Source organism: Streptomyces sp. NPDC096311 (genome assembly GCF_044763085.1).
GTDB lineage: Bacteria > Actinomycetota > Actinomycetes > Streptomycetales > Streptomycetaceae > Streptomyces.
This window is the reverse complement of the sequence record NZ_JBIWFN010000004.1, coordinates 417,495-437,047: the sequence shown is the minus strand read 5'-3', so window position 1 is coordinate 437,047 and position 19,553 is coordinate 417,495. Positions and strand designations below refer to the sequence as shown.

General features: G+C 70.5%; 17 protein-coding genes and 1 pseudogene. 13 read left to right on the top strand and 5 right to left on the bottom strand.

Annotated elements, in window-relative coordinates; genetic code table 11:
- Nucleotides 1–278: 278 nt before the first annotated feature.
- From ACIRA5_RS13605 to ACIRA5_RS13595, 3 genes are all read right to left on the bottom strand, one after another.
- Nucleotides 279–938, bottom strand: a complete 660-nt coding sequence (locus tag ACIRA5_RS13605; RefSeq protein WP_060901528.1) for a response regulator transcription factor — start codon at nt 936–938, stop codon at nt 279–281.
- 757 nt (nt 939–1,695) lie between these two features.
- Nucleotides 1,696–3,051 carry a sensor histidine kinase gene (locus ACIRA5_RS13600; RefSeq protein ID WP_403690465.1) on the bottom strand — a complete coding sequence of 452 codons (1,356 nt, stop codon included), beginning with the start codon at nt 3,049–3,051 and terminating at the stop codon, nt 1,696–1,698.
- 276 nt (nt 3,052–3,327) lie between these two features.
- Nucleotides 3,328–4,620 (bottom strand): sensor histidine kinase, encoded by a 1,293-nt coding sequence (locus tag ACIRA5_RS13595; protein ID WP_403690463.1) that lies wholly within the window; start codon nt 4,618–4,620, stop codon nt 3,328–3,330.
- A 383-nt stretch (nt 4,621–5,003) separates the two neighbouring features.
- On the opposite strand from ACIRA5_RS13595, the gene ACIRA5_RS13590 reads away from it, so the two are divergent.
- The 11 genes from ACIRA5_RS13590 to htpX all read left to right on the top strand — a co-directional run bounded on the left by ACIRA5_RS13590 (nt 5,004) and on the right by htpX (nt 16,161).
- Nucleotides 5,004–5,417, top strand: a complete 414-nt coding sequence (locus ACIRA5_RS13590) for an NADH-quinone oxidoreductase subunit A (RefSeq protein WP_352046379.1) — start codon at nt 5,004–5,006, stop codon at nt 5,415–5,417.
- Entirely contained in the window at nt 5,408–6,037 is a 630-nt protein-coding gene (locus ACIRA5_RS13585; protein ID WP_403690460.1) for an NADH-quinone oxidoreductase subunit B, read from the top strand. Before ACIRA5_RS13590 ends, ACIRA5_RS13585 begins: the two co-directional genes overlap by 10 nt.
- Entirely contained in the window at nt 6,034–7,302 is a 1,269-nt protein-coding gene (locus ACIRA5_RS13580) for an NADH-quinone oxidoreductase subunit C (protein WP_403690458.1), read from the top strand. The genes ACIRA5_RS13585 and ACIRA5_RS13580 overlap by 4 nt, the downstream gene beginning before the upstream one ends.
- Nucleotides 7,299–8,267: an NADH-quinone oxidoreductase subunit H gene (locus ACIRA5_RS13575; RefSeq protein ID WP_403690457.1), complete on the top strand. Its 969-nt coding sequence runs from the start codon at nt 7,299–7,301 to the stop codon at nt 8,265–8,267. The genes ACIRA5_RS13580 and ACIRA5_RS13575 overlap by 4 nt, the downstream gene beginning before the upstream one ends.
- Nucleotides 8,268–8,269: 2 nt before the next feature.
- Entirely contained in the window at nt 8,270–9,016 is a 747-nt protein-coding gene (locus tag ACIRA5_RS13570; RefSeq protein WP_403690454.1) for a NuoI/complex I 23 kDa subunit family protein, read from the top strand.
- Nucleotides 9,013–9,666 (top strand): NADH-quinone oxidoreductase subunit J, encoded by a 654-nt coding sequence (locus ACIRA5_RS13565; RefSeq protein ID WP_403690451.1) that lies wholly within the window; start codon nt 9,013–9,015, stop codon nt 9,664–9,666. The genes ACIRA5_RS13570 and ACIRA5_RS13565 overlap by 4 nt, the downstream gene beginning before the upstream one ends.
- The gene (gene nuoK, locus ACIRA5_RS13560; RefSeq protein WP_371645709.1) at nt 9,666–10,064 is read left to right on the top strand and encodes an NADH-quinone oxidoreductase subunit NuoK; all 399 of its coding nucleotides are present in this window, start codon (nt 9,666–9,668) and stop codon (nt 10,062–10,064) included. Before ACIRA5_RS13565 ends, nuoK begins: the two co-directional genes overlap by 1 nt.
- The gene (locus ACIRA5_RS13555) at nt 10,061–12,052 is read left to right on the top strand and encodes an NADH-quinone oxidoreductase subunit L (RefSeq protein WP_403690449.1); all 1,992 of its coding nucleotides are present in this window, start codon (nt 10,061–10,063) and stop codon (nt 12,050–12,052) included. Before nuoK ends, ACIRA5_RS13555 begins: the two co-directional genes overlap by 4 nt.
- 6 nt (nt 12,053–12,058) lie before the next feature.
- Nucleotides 12,059–13,645, top strand: a complete 1,587-nt coding sequence (locus tag ACIRA5_RS13550; RefSeq protein ID WP_403690446.1) for an NADH-quinone oxidoreductase subunit M — start codon at nt 12,059–12,061, stop codon at nt 13,643–13,645.
- A complete protein-coding gene (locus ACIRA5_RS13545) occupies nt 13,642–15,141 on the top strand; it encodes an NADH-quinone oxidoreductase subunit N (protein ID WP_403690444.1) in 1,500 nt (499 codons plus the stop codon). The genes ACIRA5_RS13550 and ACIRA5_RS13545 overlap by 4 nt, the downstream gene beginning before the upstream one ends.
- Nucleotides 15,142–15,297: 156 nt before the next feature.
- Entirely contained in the window at nt 15,298–16,161 is an 864-nt protein-coding gene (gene htpX / locus ACIRA5_RS13540; RefSeq protein WP_403690442.1) for a zinc metalloprotease HtpX, read from the top strand.
- 9 nt (nt 16,162–16,170) lie between these two features.
- On the opposite strand, the pseudogene ACIRA5_RS13535 reads toward htpX, so the two are convergent.
- Both ACIRA5_RS13535 and ACIRA5_RS13530 read right to left on the bottom strand, forming a co-directional pair.
- Nucleotides 16,171–17,455 (bottom strand): annotated as a pseudogene (locus ACIRA5_RS13535) (RNA-guided endonuclease InsQ/TnpB family protein).
- 303 nt (nt 17,456–17,758) lie between these two features.
- Nucleotides 17,759–18,160, bottom strand: coding sequence for a YccF domain-containing protein (locus tag ACIRA5_RS13530; RefSeq protein WP_403690439.1), 402 nt, complete (start codon nt 18,158–18,160; stop codon nt 17,759–17,761).
- Here ACIRA5_RS13530 and ACIRA5_RS13525 point away from each other — a divergent pair.
- Nucleotides 18,159–18,377: a hypothetical protein gene (locus ACIRA5_RS13525; protein ID WP_403690726.1), complete on the top strand. Its 219-nt coding sequence runs from the start codon at nt 18,159–18,161 to the stop codon at nt 18,375–18,377. The genes ACIRA5_RS13530 and ACIRA5_RS13525 overlap by 2 nt on opposite strands.
- 15 nt (nt 18,378–18,392) lie before the next feature.
- Nucleotides 18,393–19,538 (top strand): barstar family protein, encoded by a 1,146-nt coding sequence (locus ACIRA5_RS13520; protein WP_403690438.1) that lies wholly within the window; start codon nt 18,393–18,395, stop codon nt 19,536–19,538.
- Nucleotides 19,539–19,553 lie beyond the last annotated feature (15 nt).

Below are 19,553 nucleotides of genomic sequence, written 5' to 3'. Positions count from 1 at the left end.
GAGCGGCCTTCCCGCAGGCCTTCCCGGGATCAACCCTACGTCTGTAAGGGTCGCCTTCCCTCGGCCGTTCGCATGATGGACACCATTTTGAGATGGTTCGACGCCCTGACTTGTCATGACTTACTCGCCCCCGACGCTCCTCTGGAAGACGCTTCTACCTCATCCTTTGGTTCTCGTGCCGGTCTCGCGCCGCTCTGGTGCCGTGTCGGGCCCTGTGTCCTGCGAGGGCGAATCCGTTCGGCCGACGCAGTGCGTTCGGCTGCCCCAGTGTCAGTCCCTCAGGAGTTCAGATAGGTCAGGACCGCGAGAACACGCCGGTGATCACCGTCGCTCGGGGAAAGCCCGAGTTTCAGGAAGATATTGCTGACGTGTTTCTCGACCGCTCCGTCACTCACCACGAGCTGCCGCGCGATCGCCGAGTTCGTGCGTCCCTCGGCCATAAGTCCTAGGACCTCCCGCTCCCGCGGGGTGAGCCCGGCAAGTACGTCCTGCTTACGGCTGCGCCCGAGCAGCTGCGCGACCACCTCCGGGTCCAGAGCGGTACCCCCCTGGGCCACCCGCACCACCGCGTCCACGAACTCGCGCACCTCCGCGACGCGGTCCTTGAGCAGGTAGCCGACGCCGCGGCTCGAACCGGCCAGCAGTTCGGTGGCGTAGCGCTCCTCCACGTACTGCGACAGCACCAGCACCCCCACCCCCGGGTGCTGCTTGCGCAGCTGCACGGCCGCCTTCACGCCCTCGTCGGTGTGTGTCGGCGGCATCCGTACGTCGGCGACCACGACGTCCGGCAGGGCGTCCTGGGCCGCCAGGTCGGTGATGGTCTTGATCAGCGCGTCGCCGTCTCCGACGCCGGCCACGACGTCGTGCCCGCGGTCGGTCAACAACCGGGTCAGGCCCTCCCTGAGCAGCACTGAATCCTCGGCGATGACCACCCGCACCCTGTCCTCCACGATTCTCGGCCCCCCACACCATTCCCCGACCCAAGCCGGCCGCGTCCCCGCCCTTGCATCAGCCCACAGCATCCCAGCATTCGAACCCACCTGCCCACGGGCAAGGGGAATCAAGGGGAATCAAGGGGAATCAAGGGGAATCGGGGGGAGGGGGAAGGGGAGGGGAATACGGGGGGCGCACTTTTGGCTCCGGGGTGGGATTTAGGGGGTGGGGGTGTGGGGGCGGAGCCCTGCGGCGTGAGAGGCGCCGCCTGTGGTGGGGGTGCGGGGGCCGAGCTCCGCGCCGGCCAGAGGCGCCGTCTGTGGTGGGGCGTGGGCGCCGCCCCGTGGGGGTCAGAGGTGACGCTTGTGGTGGGGTGCGGGGCAGCTGCCCCGCGGGGGCCAGGGGCGGCGCCCGTGGCGGGGTGCAGGGGCGGAGCCCCGCCGGGGGGTCGGGGGCGGAGCCCCCGGGGATGGGACGGGTAGGGGCGGCGGGGGCGAGAAACGGGGGGGGGGGCGGGGCCGGGGGGCGGCGGGGGGGGGCGCGCGGGGGGGGGCGGGGGGGGGGGGGGGGGGGGGGGGGGGGCCGGGGCGCGGGCGCCCCGGCGCGCCCCGCGGGGCCCCCCCCCCCCCCCCGCCCCCCCCCCCCCCCCCCCCCCCCCCCCCCCCCCCCCCCCCCCCCCCCCCCCCCCCCCCCCGGGGATGGGACGGGTAGGGGCGGCGGGGGCGAGAAACACCCCACCCCCCGCCCCCGCTCACCCCGCGCTCACCCCCGCCAGGGCAACTCCGCAGTAATCCGACTGGGCCCACCCACAGGAGAGTCCACCACCAAAACCCCGTCCACCGCATCGAGCCGCTCCGCCAGCCCCGCAAGCCCGGACCCACCAGAAACATCGGCCCCACCCACACCATCGTCGACAACCTGAAGCATCAACCGGTTCTCGACCCGCCACACATCGACCGTGGCCCGCGTCGCCCGCGCATGCTTACTGACGTTCTGCAGCAGCTCGGAGACGGTGAAGTACGCGATCCCCTCGATCGCCGGCGCCGGCCGAGCGGGAAGATCCACCTCCACCTGCACCGGCACGGTGCACCGCGAGGCCACGGAAGACAGCGCCGCATCCAGCCCACGATCGGTCAGCACGGCCGGATGAATCCCCCGCGCCAGATCCCGCAGCTCCTGCAACGCCGTCTTCACCTCACCGTGCGCCTCGTCCACCATCCGCGCCGCGGCCTGCGGATCCTCGGTGAGCTTCTCCTTGGCAAGACCGAGCCCCATCGCGAGGTTGACGAGCCGCGCCTGCGCTCCGTCGTGCAGGTCCCGCTCGATGCGCCGCAGGTCCGCCGCGGCCGTGTCGACCACGACCCCCCGGTCCGACTCCAGCTCGACCACCCGGCTCGCCAGCCGCGACGGCCCGAGCAGCCCCGCCACCATCACCCGGTCCACCGTGGTCAGCGCCCGCACGATCCACGGCGTGGCCATCGTGATCAGCAGCCCCAGCAGCGCGGTGACGGTGATCTCGAAGGGGTTGTCCAGGTAGATGCGGTGCGTGCCGTCGCCGTAGAGCTGGAGGCCGCCCTGCCCGCCGTACACCGGGAAGAGCCAGAACCACAGCGGATACGTCAGCATCGCCCAGCCGTACGCCCAGAAGGTCAGCGCCACCACGAACGAGAACACCGACCACGGGAACTGCACCACCGAATACAGCAGATGCCGCCACGCCGAACCGTTCTTGAGGATCGCCCCCATCCATGCCAGCGCCCCGTGCTTGCGCACCCGCAGGGGCTCCGGCGCGGCCACCTCGATCCCGAGCAACCCGCGCGCCCGCGCCCGCTCCAGCGCGCCGAACCCGAGGACACCGGCGAGGGCCGCGGCGAGCACCGGGATCCCCAGGAAGGTGATCAGCAGGCCCATGCCGAGCGAGAACATCGTGACGGCGAACGTGAACATGAGGATGCCGACCGGCAGGCCCGACATCACGTAACCGAACTCGCGCCAGCTGCGCGCCTCGATCGGCGCCCGCAGCGGTGTCGGGAGACGGTGCCGCCGCTCCTCGGCACCCGCCTCGTGGAATCCGGGCCCGCTCGGGTACCCGTACCCCTGTCCGTACTCCGTCGCCATCGGTCTCGTCCGTTCTGCTCGTCCTGCTCGTCGGTTCGTACCTCCACCCTGCTGTTCTCGGCCCTTGCCGACCATGGAGCGGGTCGGCGTCTTGGGACGGGGGTTTTCCCTACCTCGGAGCCCGACGGAAGCCGCATACCGACGGCCCCGGTCAAGGCGGAGGAGCCAAGGCGGACGCGCCAAGGTGGACCCGCACAGGTCACCCCATAGGCCGGCCCCGTCAGCCCCGCCCCGTCAGCCCCGCCCCCTCAGCCTCGCCCCGTCAGCCCTGCCCCGTCAGCCCTGCCCGTCCCGCCCGTCCCCCCGGTCCCGCCACGGCAGTTCCGCCGTGATGGTGGTCGGGCCGCCGGGCGGTGAGTCGATGATGAACAGCCCGTCCACCGCACCCAGCCGGTCCGCGAGCCCCGCCATCCCCGTACCGCCGTCGAGGGCGGCCCCACCGCGCCCGTCGTCCTGGACCTGTATGAGCAGCCGCTCGTCCGTCCGCCACACGTCGACGGACGCGGAGCGCGCCCCGCTGTGCTTGCTGACGTTCTGCAGCAACTCGGACACGGTGAAGTAGGCGATGCCCTCGATGGCGGCGGCCGGTCTCGTCGGGAGGTCGGCCGTCACCTTCACCGGCACGGTGCAGCGTGAGGCGACCGACGACAGCGCCGCGTCGAGGCCCCGGTCGGTGAGGACCGCGGGGTGGATGCCGCGGGCCAGATCGCGCAGCTCCTGCAGGGCCAGCTTCACCTCGCCGTGCGCCTCGTCGACCATGGCCGCGACGGTCTCGTCGGCCTGCCCCTCGAGGATCTTCTCCTTGGCCAGACCGAGCCCCATCGCGAGGTTGACGAGCCGCGCCTGCGCCCCGTCGTGCAGGTCCCGCTCGATGCGCCGCAGGTCCGCCGCGGCCGTGTCGACCACGACCCCCCGGTCCGACTCCAGCTCGGCGATGCGCCGCTCCAACTCGTCCGAGGGCGACAGCAGCCCGCGCACCATGGCCCGGTCGACGTTCGTCAGCCCCCGCGCGAGGAACGGCAGCACCGGCCACAGCAGGAACAACGACGTCAGCGTGACCGTGAACGTGACGATGCCCCACGGCAGCCGGATGAAGTCGTACAGCACCGTCCGCCAGGCCACCGAGTCCCGCAGACTCGACCACAACCAGGAGAAGAAGCCCGTCCCGCGCACCGGCATCGGGCTCGGCTCGTCGATCCGCACGCCGAGCAGCTTGCGCGCCCGCGCCCGCTCCATCCGGCCCAGCAGCCGCGCGCCCCGCAGGCCGCCCGCGAGCAGGGGCAGCCCGATCACCGTCACGGCCAGCCCCGCACCCGTGGAGACGAGCGTCACGACGTACACGAAGCCGAGGATCGAGACCGGCAGATTGGAGAGGAGGTGCGCGATCTCCTTCCACGTCTGCCGGCCGAGTGCGAAGCGTGGGGGAGGCAGCCGATCGCTGTCGGCCGCCTCGTCCGGTACATCTTGTACATCTGGTACACCCGGCACACCCGGTACGCCCGGTATGTCCGAGGCTTGCGGCGTGTCCGACGGGCCGAGGGGGCCGACAGGGATGATGCGTTCGGTCATATTGGCTAGCCTGCCCGGCGGCGGGCCGCCGCGCCATGAGGTCGACCGCCGCGATCCACTGGGGAAAACCCCACCCCTTGAGGTGAAAGCCGAGGCCGCCGCGCGGTGTACCTGGATGTGCTCGCGAGGTGAAATGGGAAGTAACCGCGAGGTGCGGACGGGAACCCGGTGACATCTGAGCCGGGCGAGTGCGCGAACCCGGCGACGGGCGAGGCGGACGAGTCCCCTGACATGTCCCCGATAGCCAATGCGTGACGGGCTGCTTACCGTCTCTTTAGCAGGCCCTAGACTCCCGTCCGTACAGATCGTCGAACGGGGCGCATCACAGCGTGCGCGACGGGGCGCGCGCCGGGCGCAACGAGGTCAGGGAGTGAGGGGCTGACGTGCCGGAACCGACCGTTGTCACGGCAACCGGGGCCGTCGTCGCGGCGGGCTACTTCCAGTCGTACTCGGTCGTCGGACTGCTCGCCGTCGTCGGCGTGCTCTTCGTCGCCGTCGCCTTCGGGGCGGGCCGTCTGCTGCGGCCGGTGATCCCGACCCCCGAGAAACTCCTGACGTACGAGTGCGGCGTCGACCCCGTCGGCGAGGGCTGGGCCCACACCCAGGTCCGCTACTACGTCTACGCCTTCCTCTACGTCATCTTCGCCGTCGACTCGATCTTCCTTTTCCCCTGGGCGACCGTCTTCGCCGCGCCCGGCTACGGCGCGGCCACCCTCGTGGAGATGTTCATCTTCCTCGGCTTCCTGGCCGTGGGCCTGCTGTACGCATACAAGAAGGGCGTCCTGACATGGACGTGACCCCCTCGGACGTGACCCCCTCGGACGTGACCCCCTCGCTCTCCGAGCCGGTGCTGCTGCCCGAGCCGAAGCGGCTCGGCGTGCTCTCCCGGCTGGCCCCGGAGCCGATGAAGGTGGTTCTGAACTGGGGCCGCCGCTACTCGCTCTGGGTCTTCAACTTCGGCCTCGCCTGCTGCGCGATCGAGTTCATCGCCGCGTCGATGGCCCGCCACGACTTCATCCGGCTCGGCGTGATCCCGTTCGCACCGGGTCCGCGCCAGGCCGACCTGATGGTCGTCTCCGGCACGGTCACGGACAAGATGGCCCCGGCCGTCAAGCGCCTCTACGAGCAGATGCCCGAGCCGAAGTACGTCATCTCCTTCGGCGCGTGCTCCAACTGCGGCGGCCCGTACTGGGACTCCTACTCCGTCACCAAGGGCGTCGACCAGATCATCCCGGTGGACGTCTACGTCCCCGGGTGCCCGCCCCGCCCCGAGGCGCTGCTGCAGGGCATCCTCAAGCTCCAGGAGAAGATCGCCCGGGAGTCGCTGGGGGAGCGCTACAGCTCCTCGCCGCGTCCGTCGGCCGCCGCCCTCCAGAGCGACCTGGTGCGTCCGCCCGCCGTGGGGGAGGACCGATGACCGTCGGCTGGCTTCCCGCCCCTGTCGAAGAGCTCTTCGGCCCGGAGGCCACGGCCGAGGAGTCGTACGAGGTCCTGACGGTCGACGTACCGCCGACTGCCTGGCTCTCTGCCTTGGAGACCGCGCGCGACTCGCTGGGCTGCACCTACTTCGACTGGCTGAGCGCCGTCGACGAACCAGGCACGGGCTTCCGCGTCGCCGCGCACGTGGTGGCCCTGTCTCCCGTACGCCGCCTCCTCGTCCGTACGACCGTCCCGCACTCGGCACCCGTCCTGGCCACGGCGGTCTCCGTGTACGCCGGCGCCGGCTGGCACGAGCGCGAGACCCACGAGATGTTCGGCGTCACCTTCGAGGGCCACCCGGGCCTCGACCCCCTTCTTCTCCCCGAGGGCTTCGAAGGCCACCCCCTCCGCAAGGACTTCGTCCTCGCCGCCCGCGTCGCCAAGGCCTGGCCCGGGGCGAAGGAGCCGGGGGAGTCCGATCACGGTGGCCCCAAGCGCCGCCAGATGCTTCCGCCCGGCGTGCCCGACCCCAATGAATGGGGTCCCCTGAAGGGCCAACTCCCCCCGGCCCCCGCCCGCCCGGCGCGCGGAGCGGCCCGAGCCGCCGGCGACCGCCCGGTACGGCGGGCCCGCACGGCGGGCGAGGGCTCAGCAAGCCAGACCACCACCACCGGCGACACGGGAACCGGTCCCGCCGCCGGTGCCACCACTGCCACCACTGCTGCCGCTGCCGGTGCGCAGGCTCCGACGCCCGCTCGCCGGGCGCGCAGCGCCAGCCAGGGCTCGGCCAGCCAGCAGACCGAGGCCCCGGCCGCCGAGGAACAGGCGACTTCGACAGCCGCCCCCGCGGCCCCGGAGGCCGCCGAGCCGACGCCTCCCGCCGGCCCCCGCCGTACGCGCAGCGCGAGCCAGGGCTCGGCGACACAAAGGACACAGGGCACCGAGCAGCCGCCCGCTGCCGCGGCACCGCGCAGCTCCGACGCCCCTTGGCACCACGCCCGCCCCGCGTTCGACGAGCCGCAGCAGGAGCCGAAGCAGGAGCTGGCGCAGGAGCCGAAGCCGAAGCCGAAGCCGGAGTCCAGGTCGGAGTCGGAGCCGGGAGCCACCCCGGAGCCCGCGGCTGCCCCGGGTCCGGACCCCGAGGCCACCGCGAAACCCCCGGCATCCCCCGAGCCGGACTCCGGCTCGCACCCCGACTCGACCCCCGCTCCCGAAGACCCCACCCCCAGAACCCCCAGAAACCCAGCCGGAGGCACGCAGTGAACGACGCTCTCGACGTCGCCCTACGCCTCCTCGTCGTCTTCGTCGTGTTCCTGACGTTCCCCCTGATCGTCGGTCAGACCGAGCACAAGGTGATGGCCCACATGCAGGGCCGCCTCGGCCCGATGTACGCCGGCGGTTTCCACGGCTGGGCCCAACTCGTCGCGGACGGCGTGAAGTTCGCACAGAAGGAAGACATCGTCCCCGCGGGTGCGGACCGCCGTATCTTCCAGCTCGCCCCCGCCGTCGCCCTTCTCCCGTACCTTCTCGTCCTCCTCGCCATCCCGATCGGCCCGGGTGAGGGCGCCGTCGGCCAGCTCGTCGACGCGGGCATCTTCTTCGTTCTCGCCGTGATGGGCGTCGGTGTTCTCGGCTCGCTCATGGCGGGCTGGGCCTCGGCCAACAAGTTCTCCCTCCTCGGCGGCCTGCGCACCGCCGCGCAGCTCCTCGCGTACGAACTCCCGATGCTGCTGACCGCCGCCTCCGTCGCGATGGCGGCGGGCACGGTCTCCCTGCCCGGCATCGTCGCCGCCTTCGAGTGGTGGTGGGTGCCCTGGCAGATCGTCGGCGCGGTCGTCTTCTTCGTGGCGGGCCTCGCCGAACTCCAGCGACCGCCCTTCGACATGCCCGTCGCCGACTCGGAGATCATCTTCGGCGCGTACACCGAGTACACCGGCCTCCGCTTCGCACTCTTCCTTCTCGCCGAGTACGCCGGAATCGTCGTCCTGTGCGGTCTGACCACCGTCCTCTTCCTGGGCGGCTGGCACGGCCCGTGGGGTGCCGACGGCCTCGGCTGGGTCTGGACCCTTCTGAAGACGGCCCTCCTCGCCTTCGTCGTGATCTGGCTGCGCGTCACCTACCCCCGCCTGCGCGAGGACCAGCTCCAGAAACTCTCCTGGACCCTCCTCGTCCCCCTCTCTCTCGCCCAGATCGCCCTCACCGGCATCGTCAAGGTGGTGATCTCGTAACCATGGCTGAGCCTCTCCCGCCCACCCGTCCCCGCATTCCTGGCTCCGGACTCGCCAAGGGCCTGGCCGTCACCCTCCGCACGATGACGAAGAAGACCGTCACCGCGCAGTACCCGGACGCCCAGCCCGAACTCCCGCCCCGCTCCCGCGGCGTCATCGGCCTGTTCGAGGAGAACTGCACGGTCTGCATGCTGTGCGCCCGCGAGTGCCCGGACTGGTGCATCTACATCGACTCCCACAAGGAGACGGTCCCGGCGGCCGCCCCCGGTGGCCGCGAGCGCAGCCGCAACGTCCTCGACCGCTTCGCCATCGACTTCTCCCTGTGCATGTACTGCGGTATCTGCATCGAGGTCTGTCCTTTCGACGCGCTGTTCTGGTCCCCGGAGTTCGAGTACGCGGAGACCGACATCCACGAACTCACCCACGAGCGCGACAAGCTCCGCGAGTGGATGTGGACGGTTCCGGCCCCGCCCGCCCTCGACCCCGGCGCGGAGGAACCGAAGGAACTGGCCGCCGCCCGCAAAACCGCCGACAAGCTCGCCGGCGAGGCAGCCGCAGCAGCCGACGCAGCCGAACTCGCGGCGCAGACAGCCCAGCAGGCTGCCCAGCCCGAACCCCCGGCCAGCGGCACGACCACGGACGCGACCGCAGGCACGACCTCAGGCACGACCACGGACGCGGCCACAGGCACGACCTCAGGTACGCCCGAGCCCTCCAAGCCCTCCGACCCGCAGGAGGGTGCGTCGTGAGCCTCGCAGCAGCCACGGCCGCCGCGGCGCGGGCCACGACCACCACCGCCGAAAGCCACGGCTTCCTCTCTCCGACGGGCGTCGAGATCGCCTTCCTCCTCGTCGGCCTGGTCACCTTCGGCGCCGCGATCGTCACCGTCACCACCAAGCAGCTGGTGCACGCCGCCCTGTGGCTGGTGATGGCGCTCGGCGGCCTCGCCGTCGAGTACCTCCTGCTCACGGCCGAGTTCATCGCCTGGGTGCAGGTCCTCATCTACGTCGGTTCCGTCGTCGTCCTCCTTCTGTTCGGTCTGATGCTCACCAAGGCGCCGATCGGCCGCTCCCCGGACGCCGACTCCGGCAACCGCTGGGCCGCCCTCAGCGTGGCCGTCGCCGCGGCCGCCGCCCTCGTCTGGGTGGTCGTGGACGCCTTCCGCACCACCTGGGTCGACCTGAAGGGCCCCGCCGCCGGCTCCACCGAGGTCACCGGAGCGAGCCTCTTCCAGAACTGGGTCCTCCCCTTCGAGGCCCTCTCCGTCCTCCTCCTCGCCGCACTGGTCGGCGCGATCGTCCTCTCCCGCAAGGCGAAGGCTGACGCCACCACCACGGCGGACGGGGCCACCCCCGCGGGTGCCCAGAGCCGCCGGAGCGAGAAGGAAGGGACCCGCTGATGCACCTCGCCTATCCCGCCGTGCTCTCCGCACTCCTCTTCTGCACGGGCCTGTACGGAGTCCTCGCGCGCCGCAACGCGATCCTGGTCCTGATGTCCGTCGAGCTCATGCTCAACGCCGTCAACCTGAACCTCGTCGCCTTCGACGTCTGGCTCTCCAGGACCGCCCGTGACACGCTCCACTCCGGCCAGGCCCTGACCCTGTTCACCATCGCCATCGCGGCCGCCGAGATCGGCATCGGCCTGGCGATCGTCCTCGCCGTCTACCGGGGCCGCGGCACCTCGGACATCGACAAGCTCCGCGACACCGCCGAGGGCCCCGCACCCGACGGCTCCCACGGCGACGGCGCCGAAGAAGCCCCCGTCACGGGAGACGAGAAGGCTGAGGCCACCGCGTGACCACGACCACCCTCGCCGTCCTCGTGCCCCTCCTTCCGTTCCTGGGCGCCGCGGCCGGACTCCTCCTCGGCCGCACGGCCCCCGGCTACGTCCGCCCCCTCGCGGTACTCCCGTCCCTCACCTCGCTCGTCCTCGCCGTACTGGTCGCCGTGCGCCAGGGCGGCGGCCAGGCCATCAACGCGGCCACCGAACTGACGCCCACCGGCTCGGTCCCGATCGAACTCGCCCTGCACATCGACGGCTTCGCCGCCCTCGTCGCCGTACTCGTCGGCGTCGTCGCCTCCTGCGTGCAGATCTACTCGACGGGTTACCTGCGCGACGACCCGCGCTACCCCTCCTACGCCGCTCTCGTCTCCCTCTTCACCTCCGCGATGCTGCTCGTCGTCTACTCCGGCGACCTGATCGTGCTCCTGGTCGGCTGGGAGGTCATGGGCATCTGCTCGTACTTCCTGGTCGGCCACTACTGGGAGACCCCCGAGGCCCGCGCCGCCTCGATCAAGGCCTTCCTGGTCACCAAACTCGGCGACGTCCCCTTCCTCATCGGTCTGTTCGCCCTGGGCACCGACGCCGGGTCCTTCCGCATCACCACGGTCCTCGGCACCGTCGCGAGCGGCGGACTGCACCATCCGACGCTGATCGCCCTGCTGCTCCTCGCAGGCGTGGCGGGCAAGTCGGCGCTGTTCCCGCTGCACACCTGGCTGCCCGACGCGATGGCGGGCCCGACACCCGTCTCCGCCCTGATCCACGCGGCGACGATGGTCGCCGCCGGTATCTATTTCGTCGCCCGGCTCCTCCCCGTCTTCCAGGCCTCCTCGGCCGCGATGGTGGTCCTCGCCGTCATGGCCGCCGTCACGATGGCGGGCTCGGCACTCGCCGCACTCGCCCAGGACGACATCAAGCGCGTCCTCGCGTACTCGACCATCGGCCAGCTCGGATACATGGCCGGCGCCCTCGCCGTCGGCGACCGCGGTGCCGCCGTCTTCCACCTCCTGTCCCACGGCGCCTTCAAGGCGCTGCTGTTCCTCGCCGCCGGCGTGATCATCCACGCCTCCGGCACCAACTCGCTGGCCGTCATGTCCCGCATGACGGGCCTGCGATCCCGCGTCCCCGACGCCTACTGGACGATGACCGTGGCACTCCTCGCGCTCGCCGCGATCCCGCCCTTCAGCGGCTTCTTCTCCAAGGAGGCCGTCCTCGGCGCGGCCGAGCACGTCGCCACCGGCCACACCGAGCACGCCCCCGGCTCCGCGGGCTGGATCGTCCTCGTCGCCGGTCTGGTCACCGCCGTACTCACCGCCGCGTACGCGACCCGGCTGTGGCTGCTGGCCTTCCACGGCCGGGGCGTCGAAGCGCCCGACCACGGCAAGGAGCCGCGCAGCATGACCTTCGTGCTGTGGGTGCTCGCCGTCCCTTCGCTCGCTTTCGGGCTCGCGTACGGCCCACTGCCCGACTGGTTCGACGGCCGCGACCTGACACCGGTCCTCACCACCTCCGTCCTCGGCACGGGGCTCGCCCTGGTCGGCGGGATCGTCACCTACGGTGCCTGGCGGCACACCACCGCGCTGGCTGCGAGCATCCCAGCGGGTGCGGTCGCGGCCCACCCCGAAGCCGACGCCGGGGTGGTCGAGGCGGAGGCGATCGCCAGCCACGCACCCGCGTTCGGAGACGTGGCCTACGCCCCCGACCCGGCGGATCCCGGACGGCTGCTGCTCGGCCCACTGCACCGGCATGCGGCCGTCGGATTCCACCTCGACGCCGTGTACAACGTGCTGTTCGTCCGCCCCGTCCAGGCCGGAGCCGCACTCGTCCGGTTCCTCGACCGTGAGGTCGTCGACACCTACGTACGCGGTGCCGCCGCCCTACCCCGCCTGCTCGGCGCCGCCGTACGGCGCGCGCAGACCGGCAATGTGCAGACCTATGTGAGCGCGCTGCTCGCCGGCACCGTCGTCCTGGTGGTCGCCGCCCTCCTCGTCGCCACGGGAGCGTGAGCAGGCGTGATCGATATCAGTGAATCCGTGATGCAGATTCTTCTCGCGTTGATCGTCGTCGGGCCGCTCATCGGGGCCGCCGCCGCTCTCCTGCCCGCGCCGCCCGGACTGAAGGGGAAGTCACCGGACCAGGCCGTGCTGCGGCACGGCGTGATCGTCACCGGCGTGGTGCTCATCGCCGCGATCGTCCTCGCGCTCGGCTTCGACCACGACACCCCGGCCAAGGCACAGCAGATGCAGGCCACGACGGACATCAGCTGGATCCCCGCACTCGACGTGCGGATCCACCTCGGCATCGACGGCATTTCCCTCCCCCTTCTGGTCCTGACCGCGCTGCTGACCTTCCTCTGCGCGCTCTACAGCTACTTCAAGATGCCCGCGGGGCCGACCCCGAAGGCCTTCGTCGCACTGCTGCTCGTCCTCGAGTCCGGCACACTCGCGACCTTCGCCGTCCTCGATCTGCTGCTGTTCTTCCTCGCGTTCGAGATGGTGCTCATCCCGATGTACTTCCTCATCGCCCGGTGGGGCGGTGCGCAGCGCCAGGCCGCGGCCTGGAAGTTCATCCTCTTCACACTGCTCGGTTCGGTCGTCATGCTGCTGGGCCTGCTCCTGATCGGAATCAAGGCGGGCACATTCGACATGGTGGCACTCGCCACTGACAACGGCCGGTCGCTGAGCACATCCGTGCAGGTCGTCGCCGTTTTGTCGATCGGAATCGGGCTCGCGGTCAAGACGCCGATGTGGCCGCTGCACAGCTGGCTGCCGGACGCCCACACCGCCGCGCCCACCGTCGGCTCGGTCCTGCTGGCCGGTGTACTGCTGAAGATGGGTACGTACGGTTTCGTCCGGATTCTGCTGCCGATCGCGCCGGGCGGGATGCACACCTTCGCCCCCTACCTCGCCGCCTTCGCCGTGGTCGGGATCATCTACGGATCCCTGGCCTGCCTGGCCCTCGCGAAACAGGGCGCGAAGGGCGATCTCAAGCGGCTCATCGCGTACTCGTCCGTCGGTCACATGGGATTCGTCCTGCTCGGCATCGCGACGATGACTCCGACCGGCGTGAACGGCGCGCTGTTCGCCAACATCGCCCACGGTCTCATCACCGGGCTCCTCTTCTTCCTCGTCGGGGCGCTGAAGGACCGCACGGGCACCACCGACCTCGACACCCTCGCCGAGGAGACCGGCGCCGCGCTCTACGGCAAGGCTCCGCGTTTCGGCGGACTCCTCGCCTTCGCCGCCGTCGCCTCGCTCGGGCTCCCGGGCCTCGCCGGATTCTGGGGCGAGATGCTGGCTCTGTTCGGCGCGTTCAAACCCGCCGCCGACCTCAGCCGTCCCGCGTATCTGACGTTCATGGCGATCGCCGCCTTCGGCACGCTGCTCACGGCCGCGTACATGCTCGTCGTCGTACGCCGTGTGTGCATGGGCGAGACCCCGGGGCAGGAGGCGCCGAAGCTCGCCGACGTCCAGAGCTACGAGTTCGCGGCCTGGACGCCGCTCGTCGCCCTCACCGTCGTCGCCGGTCTGTGGCCCAAGGCCCTCCTCGGCCTGACCGACCCGGCCGTTCAGCAGCTCCTCGCAGGAGGCACCCGATGAGCTCCCTGGTCCAGTCCGTCGACTGGCTCGCGATCGCGCCGCCCACCCTCGCCGCGGTCGTCGGACTCGTCGTGCTCGTCGCCGACCTCTTCATCGGAGAGGAGAAGAAGGCGGTACTCGGCTGGGTGTCGGTGGCGGGGCTCGCCGCGTCCGCGCTCATGCTGCTGCCCCTCCGGGACGGCGACCGCGCCACCTTCTGTCTGACGGGCAACGCGCACGCCTGTAGCTACACGGCGGACCGCTTCACCCTCGCCATCCAGTTCCTGGTCCTCGGCGGCGCGCTCCTGGCGGCACTGCTGTCGGTCACGGCCCTCAAGGACGCCAACAAAGACCTCCCCGAAGGGGAGTTCTGGTTCCTGTTGCTCTCCTCGGCCGCGGGCGCCGCCCTGTTGCCCGCCTCCCGCGACCTCGCGACGCTCATCGTCGCCCTCGAAGTCGCCTCACTGCCCGCCTTCGCACTCGTCGGCATCAAACGCGGCGACAAGAAGTCCTCCGAGGCGGCCCTGAAGTTCTTCCTGTCCTCCGTCACCGCGACCGCCGTCAGTCTCATGGGCGTCAGCTTCGTCTACGCGACGACCGGCAGCCTCTACCTGACCCAGATCGCGGACAAGATCCAGCACGTCGACGGACAGTTCCACACTCTCGCCCAGGCGGGCGTCGTTCTCACCCTTGTCGGCTTCGCCTTCAAGACTGCCGCCGTGCCCTTCCACTTCTGGGTGCCCGACACCTACGTAGGGGCGCCTTTGCCGATCGCCGCCTACTTGTCGGTCGTCGGCAAGGCGGTCGGCTTCTCCGGCCTGATCCTCGTCACCGTCGTCGCCCTCCCCTCGTACGGGGACGTCTGGGGCCCGGCGCTCGCCGCGCTGGCCGCCCTCACCATGACCGTCGGCAACGTCGGCGCCCTGCGCCAGCAGGCCACACGCGCGTACAGCGCGGTCCGCCTGCTCGCCTGGTCCTCCGTCGGCCAGGCCGGCTACCTCCTGGTCCCGATCGCGTCCGCCGCCTACTCCAAGGACGCCGAGAAGGCCATCGGCTCCACCGTCGCGTACGCCCTGATGTACGCGGTGGTGAACCTCGGCGCCTTCGCCGTGGCCGCCCTGGTCGCCCGTACGAGCCCTCTGAACCGCATCAGCGACTACCGGGGCCTGTACGCGAGGAGCCCCCTGTCCGCGCTGATCCTCGGCTTCTTCCTGCTCTGCCTCGCTGGACTGCCGCCGGGCATCATCGGGCTCTTCGCCAAGGTCACCGTCTTCGCGGCGGCCGTCGACGCGGGGCTCGGCTGGCTGGCCGTGGTCATGGCCGTCAACGTCGTGATCGCGCTCTTCTACTACCTCCAGTGGACGACCCTGCTCTTCAGGGCCCCCGAGGGGGAGCCCGAGAAGCACCGCGTCCCGGCCCCGCTGACCGCCGCGATCGCCCTGACGGCCGTCCTGGGCATCGCCCTCTCCGGAGCACCCCAACTGGTCCTGCGCTTCTCCGCGACCGGCCTGTTCTGAGGCCGTCACCCGGACGGTCCACGCGCGCTGTCGCGCGCACAAGGGAACTAGTGCTCCCCGCCTGGCGTTGACCAATGCGGGAGGTTCCACTGAAAAGTGGAAGCAACGTATCAGTAAGCAAAGGGTTCCCCTGCCGCACCACTTGGAGGGCGTACCGTGCACCGCCGGCACAATGGGCTCAGGACCGCCGTACTCCTCGGGGGACTGTCCGCACTCATCATCGTCATCGGCAGTTTCTTCGGGCGTACCGGTCTCTTCGTCGCGCTGTTCATCGCGATCGGGACGAACGCGTACGCGTACTGGAACAGCGACAAACTGGCTCTACGCGCGATGCGCGCGCGCCCGGTGAGCGAATTCGAGGCCCCGGCCCTGTACCGCATCGTCCGGGAGCTCTCGACCCAGGCCCGCCAGCCCATGCCGCGCCTGTACATCTCACCGACCGAAGCGCCGAACGCGTTCGCGACGGGGCACAACCCGCGCAACGCGGCAGTGTGCTGCACCGAGGGAATCCTGCGCATCCTGGACGAGCGCGAGCTGCGCGGCGTCATCGGCCACGAGCTCAGCCATGTCTACAACCGCGACATCCTGATCTCGTCGGTCGCGGGCGCCCTCGCCTCCGTGATCATGTTCCTGGTGAATTTCGCCTGGCTGATCCCGGTCGGCCGTTCGAACGACGACGAGGGCCCCGGCATCCTCGGCATGCTGCTGATCATGATTCTGGGTCCGCTCGCCGCTTCCCTCATCCAGCTGGCCATCAGCCGCTCCAGGGAGTACGAGGCGGACGCGTCCGGCGCCCAGCTCACCGGCGACCCCCTCGCCCTCGCCAGTGCCCTGCGCAAGCTCGACGCCGGCACCAAACAACTGCCGCTGCCCCCCGAGCCGCGCATCGAGACCGCGAGTCACATGATGATCGCCAACCCCTTCCGCCCGGGGCAGGGAATGTCGAAGATGTTCTCCACGCACCCGCCGATGGCGGAGCGCATTGCACGGCTCGAGCAGATGGCAGGTCGCCAGCAATGAAGACAATCGTCAACTGCACCGGGACTGAAGTCCCGGGCTTGCACAACGGGCATCACTGGCGGTGACGCAGAGTTTGCGTCCAGTCCCACTCCGCTGGCGCGGTGGTGGGGCAGGGGCTGTCGACTCGGCCCCGCGTCGCCACAACTCCCATGCGCGGGCGGGGATGTTGTGGGAGCTGTTCCGGTCCGCGTGATCAACGAATCCGCAGGATCGGCACGCGAACCAGGCCTGTGAGACCCGGTTCGCATGGTCGATGTGTCCGCACTCGGCGCAGGTGCGGGTGGTGTACGCCGGATCGACGTACACCACCGGCACTCCCGCCCGGCGGGCCTTGTACGCGATGAACTGCCCCAGCTGGTGGAAGGATCAGCTGGAGTGGGTGGTCCGTTGGGGCTTGCGAAGCCGTACCCGTTCACGGATGCCCGTCAGGTCCTCCAGGGCGATTCCGCGACCGGTGCTCCCCCACTGCCTAAGGGGCGTGGGAGGTACCCCCCAGCCTCGGCCACCACATGTTTCGCGATCTTGTGGTTGATGTCCTTCGCCGCCGGGCTTCCTTGCACCGCCGCTTCTCGGCGCGGCGTTTGGCGGACGGGGTGTTCTTCTTCTGCAGTTTGGTGCGCAGCTTCCGCTCCCGCAGCCGCGTGCGGCTGAGCTCGCGTCCGGCCATGATCTTGCCGTCCGAGGTGGTGGCGATGTTCACGATGCCCAGGTCGATCCCGAGGAAGTCCACCGGAGTCGGGTTCAAGGGTGCTTCGGGTACCTCGCAGGTCGCCAGCAGGAACCACATGCCGTCCCGGCACACGAGATCGGATTCGCCCTTGCGGTACAGGGCCGGCGTGGCCAACTGCTCCGGGGCGACGGTGAACGCCACGTCCCTGACCCGGCCCGCCACCGTCCAGATCGAGATCCGCCGCTCGGCAATCCGCCAGGACAGCATGCGGTCGTCGTAGGGCTGCGCGCCCTGTGGCCGGAAGGCGATCGGTTTCTGCGTAGCCCGGCGGTAGCGCTTCGAGCCCGGCCTGCCCAGGTTCCCGGCCTTCAGGTTGGCCCTCAGCGTGGCGTACGCGTCGCACGTCTTTTTGATCACGTGCTGGGCGGCCTGCGCCCCCAGCCCCCACCGGGCCCTGATCTCGCCGTACACGTGCCCGCGCAGCGCAAAGTTGCGCTTCACGTCCTCCTCGAAGGCGACCCGCCCGGCCCAGGTGGCGGCCTCGTTGCACGCGTGCGGAGTCGCCTCAAGTGCCGTCGCCTGCACGGGCGTGGGCAGCAGTTTCACCTGCATGGTCAGCTTCACGATCACCGGACGTACACACCCGTACGGGACACCACGAACACGTTCGGGGCGGGTCATCCGATCGAGGGAAGCGAACCGTCGCATCCCCGCCGTCTTTGCCGGCCGGACACCCCGGCCGATCACACCGTGACGACGCTGCGGCACTGCGTCGTGGGAGCGTTCCGCAGGGATGCGGCGGCGCTCCGCGCCGCCCACGCTCAGGATGCGATTCCTCCCCGGGGGGGAGCGTTAGGCGGCGACATCTAGGAGAGGCGAGCAAGGCGGCCCTTCGCCCCCGGGGCTCCGGTGTGGCGCGTGCCAAGGTCAGCGGCCACCGAACCTCTGATCGGTCGGGACCACCTCACGGCCCAGCGGCATCAACGAGATGGGGATGAGCTTCAAGTTGGCCCACCCGAACGGGATGCCAATGATCGACAGGAACAGCGGGATGCTGGTGATCAGGTGCCCCAGAGCCAGCCACCACCCCGCGAAGATCACCCAGATCACGTTGCCGATGAACGACGGCGCGCCGGCGTCCGGGCGCTCTACAGTGGTTCGGCCGAACGGCCACAGGACGTAGCCCGCGATACGCAGCGAAGCGATGCCGAACGGGATGGTGACGATCAAGATGAAGCACACCAGCGCCGCCAGCGTGTACGCGAGCGCCATCCAGATGCCACAGAAGACGAACCACAGGACGTTCAGTAGGAAGCTGAACAGCTTCATGATCGGCACCTCTCCAGGTTTCTCCGTCGCCACTGTCTGCCAAGACAAGTATCAGCTCGTCAGGCGTTCAGGCGGAACCGCAGCGGCCTTGTGGCGTGATCGGGAACGTTCCGAGACGATCCCGTTCGGCATCGCCAACTTCAAACTCATCCCGGTCTCGTTGCTCCCGCTGGGCCGCGAAATCGTCCGCACGGACGAGCCGTTCGCCACGCGCTGACGGGGCGGCGCGGGGGTGCAGAATCCGAAGTACGCCGTGGCGGCATACAGCAACAGGGGCGTCGGTGAGTCGATATGGGCCCTGTGCAAGGACGCCACTGACGAGCTCTACACCGATCCGCTTCCTTCCCCGCGCGTCCGGTACGACCTGCTGGGCTGCGCACCCCGGGGCGAGCTGGCCGGGGCCGTGGAGAGGGCCCGCACCACGGGCTCCGCTCCGTTGGGCGGTTTATTGGTGCGGACCCTCGACGCTACGCACACCCCGGTCGGGGAGGAATGGCCACTGGAGTACGCACGGGTCCTCGGCGACCGCCCGTGCGCGCTCGACCCGACGCTGCGCGACATCACCGTCGAGGCGTCGGTGGTCCCGGACACCCAGGCCGAACACCCCCAACGGCCGTTACCCTCCGCGGGATACCGACTGCTGGGCGCGGACGGCGAGCCGTGGGGCCACTGCAGGGACCTCGGCCAAGTCCCGGGCGAATTCCTCGAACCGGCCGACCCGCCGGTGCGCCTGCTCGGCTGCTCCCCGCGCGGATCCCTGCGCGACGCGCTCGAAGCGGGCGACGAGGACCTGGGACACGCCCGTGTGCTGCGCCTCAACTGGGTCGGCCGGACGGTCGGCTCCGTACTCGAAGGCGAGATCATCGCCTGGATCCCCTCCGCGCACGGCCGGGGCCTGGTCGATCTCACGCTCGACCCCTGGTCGCGGCGGCTTCCTAGAGCAGCCCGCGAGGCCTGGGACGTGTGGTGGCGCGAACGCCAGTCCGAGCCGAACAGCTGGGCCCGATGCAGCTCGCAGGGGCGCGAGTTCTGGCTCGACCGGGCACGGGAAGGAACGAACCCGTACGGGCCCGCCCCAGAGCCAGGCTCCACCTACCACCTCGACGGCCGCCACGTCACCGATGCGCCGGCCTTCCACTGCGCGCTGGGCGAGGCGGTGAACGGCCCCGGCGGCTACTTCGGCCACGACCTGAACGCCGTCGCCGACTGCCTGCGAGGCGGCTACGGCGCCGAGCCGCCCTTCACTCTCGTCTGGCACGACGCGGACGTCGCCCGTACCTGCCTCGGCGTGACACCGTGCCGCGACCGCAGACCCCCGACTTTCGAGGAACTGCTCCACTTCCTCACCGCGAACGGCGTCGACGTACGCATCGCCTGATGGGTTATCCACAGG